Genomic DNA, 2,334 nt, shown 5'->3' with positions numbered 1-2,334 from the left:
TTCCAAAGGTTAACTGATGAGGAGGTTATTTCTGTCCTCAAAGACCAACAAATCGAGGTAACAGAAAAAATACTAGCTATAAGTTCAGGTAGTCCTGGTCAAGCGATCGCTGGAATTATGAGCCTTTTTTTAGTATGACTCATAGTCCAGAGTCCTCAAATTTAGAGTCGAAAAATTTCAGCAATTTAGCTTAAGGGTTTCTGAGCTTGAATTTTGTCAAAAATAGCACCTTCACTAAAAAATTTCTGCCCAATACTGTTCCAGCCTCCTAAATCCTCAACTTTCAACAAAGTTTTAATTTGAGGAAAATCGCTACTGAGTTGTTTTGCGATCGCAGTATCAACAGGACGAAACCCTATTTTGGCAAATTCTCTTTGTACCTCTGGAGTGTAGAGATATTGGACAAATGCTTCTGCAACTTTTCGAGTAGCGTGTTGTTCAACATTTTTATCTACTACAGCTTCCCAAAGCTTGACAATACAAGAGTGAACTGGCTTCGTTATGTATCTATAGTGTTTTTTGATACTCAAAATTTTCCCCTTATGTAATAAATGCGGTATTCCACGCGGTTTACTGTAGTTTAAAGGTATTATAAGGTAGTTCCTAAAATTACATAACCTTTTATTAACCTAAATTTAAACAAGTTGTAGATTACGTACTGAAAAAGGCTTACTGTTGCCAGAATGAGCACTGGATGAAAATAATTGGCAAAAAGTTCGAGGCTATCTAGCAAATGAAATTGAGATTGATTATTTAGACTTTCGAGGTGAAATACCTCGACAAGTGACCGCAGAAGAATATGTACAACAACGAGTTGATGCATTGTCAGGATTACGGACTTTGCATATCAGCACGAATCATGAGGTAACAATCAAAGAAAATGTAGCTTATTGTAAATCAGCGTATTGTATTTATAGAGTTGATCCTAAACTTGAAGCTGGACAAGATCGGTTTGATACGGCAGGAAACTACCTTCATCAGTTGATTCGAGTCGATCGAGAATGGCGAGTTAATGCGATCAAGCAAACAGTAGTGGTAATGAGTGGCAATCGACAAGTGCATGGTGCGTTCCGCAATATCTCATCGTAAAATGTTGAATTTTGCTACTAACAACAAAGTTCAACAGCTAGCGAACACTAGATGTTAAGTTTTGAAAAAACGGGCATTTTCTCCTAATCTTTTTCAAAAATCGGTACACTTGATCTTTTAGAATCCTGCTCCTGGTAACTTTTGCTTCTTGCCTATCTACTACACAAATAATTTCACAAATAAAACTGGATTTATATAGTAATTTTATTGCTAATAAATCAGCATTTTAGGTTCCTCAATTTTTCTTGATAGCTTGCTGGGGAAAATGCCAAGTTTACACCTCTACCTGTTTGATCTGTGCATCTGTTGCTTGGTCTATTTCTATAAACTTTGGCCCAGCAATGAGAACTATCACCATCATTAATAGACTTGTCACCATGATGATGCTGACTACGCTGGGATCGTCAAAATTACTCGTAGCGACTAATAATGCTGCGGCAAAATTGCGTTGGGCTGTTCCGACTCCTAGTACTCTTTGAGTATCAATGTCAGGGCCACCTAAAAGATAACCGACGCTAAAGGAGAATATAATAAATATCGCACAAACAAAGATTGCACCTGTTTTTAATAAGCTAATGATATCGTTGGTGTGAATGAATAGTCTGACTACTAAACCGAAAAGTAATCCATAACTAGATAATTTGAATAAAATTGGCTGGATAATGGGAGCGATCGCAGCAAATTTAGCTTTGATAAATAATCCCATTACTAACGGACTAACCATCAGCAACAACAAGGGTTTAGCAATGTCCCAAGAGTTGATTTGCACACCTTGCACTACTAACGGCAGAACCATTGGCATATAAAAAATAGTACCCAGCATCAGCAACATCATTAATCCCACAGAAAAAGCTATATTGCCCTTGACTATTTGAGCAAGTTTAGGCAAAGCTGGTGGGCCTGATGCTAGTGCCATAATTAGTAAACCATCTCTGAGTGGTTCGCTTAAAGGTACTACTTGTACTAGCAGATAAACAAAAACTGGCACCAATACAAAATTTGTTAGTAAAGACAAGATGACGAGTCGAGGGCTGCGGAGTGGTTTCCAAATCTGTTGTACCGTTAAACCTAAACCTGCACCCAACATAGTGCAAACAATGAATGTGAAAAGTGAAAGTTTATCGATTACTACTAAAATTTCATTCATGATTGATGAAGTTTATTGGGCATTGGGCATGGGGCATTGGGCATTGGGCATGGGGCATGGAGCATGGGGCATTGGGCATTGGGCATTGGGCATTGGGC

Annotated in this window: 3 protein-coding genes; 1 reads left to right on the top strand and 2 read right to left on the bottom strand. The window is 38.2% G+C overall.

What is annotated here, in order from left to right; translation table 11 throughout:
- Positions 1–185 precede the first annotated feature (185 nt).
- The gene (locus A4S05_RS38225) at positions 186–530 is read right to left on the bottom strand and encodes a hypothetical protein (protein ID WP_069074924.1); all 345 of its coding nucleotides are present in this window, start codon (positions 528–530) and stop codon (positions 186–188) included.
- 160 nt (positions 531–690) lie between these two features.
- Here A4S05_RS38225 and A4S05_RS38220 point away from each other — a divergent pair, with 160 nt between their 5' ends.
- Complete coding sequence (locus tag A4S05_RS38220; protein ID WP_084227421.1) at positions 691–1,089, top strand: nuclear transport factor 2 family protein; 399 nt, start codon at positions 691–693, stop codon at positions 1,087–1,089.
- A gap of 274 nt (positions 1,090–1,363) precedes the next feature.
- Here the strand turns inward: A4S05_RS38220 and A4S05_RS38215 are convergent, their stop codons facing one another.
- Positions 1,364–2,236 carry a bile acid:sodium symporter family protein gene (locus A4S05_RS38215; protein WP_069074922.1) on the bottom strand — a complete coding sequence of 291 codons (873 nt, stop codon included), beginning with the start codon at positions 2,234–2,236 and terminating at the stop codon, positions 1,364–1,366.
- Between the last annotated feature and the right edge of the window lie 98 nt (positions 2,237–2,334).

Origin of the sequence: Nostoc sp. KVJ20 (assembly GCF_001712795.1) — a bacterium.
Classification (GTDB): domain Bacteria; phylum Cyanobacteriota; class Cyanobacteriia; order Cyanobacteriales; family Nostocaceae; genus Nostoc.
The sequence above is the reverse complement of the archived record's forward strand: the minus strand, read 5'-3'. Positions and strand labels throughout refer to the sequence as shown.

Bases quoted from the DNA above. Each gene is read 5' to 3' on its own strand.
- A4S05_RS38215 (WP_069074922.1), bottom strand. From the start codon at position 2,236: ATGAATGAAATTTTAGTAGTAATCGATAAACTTTCACTTTTCACATTC.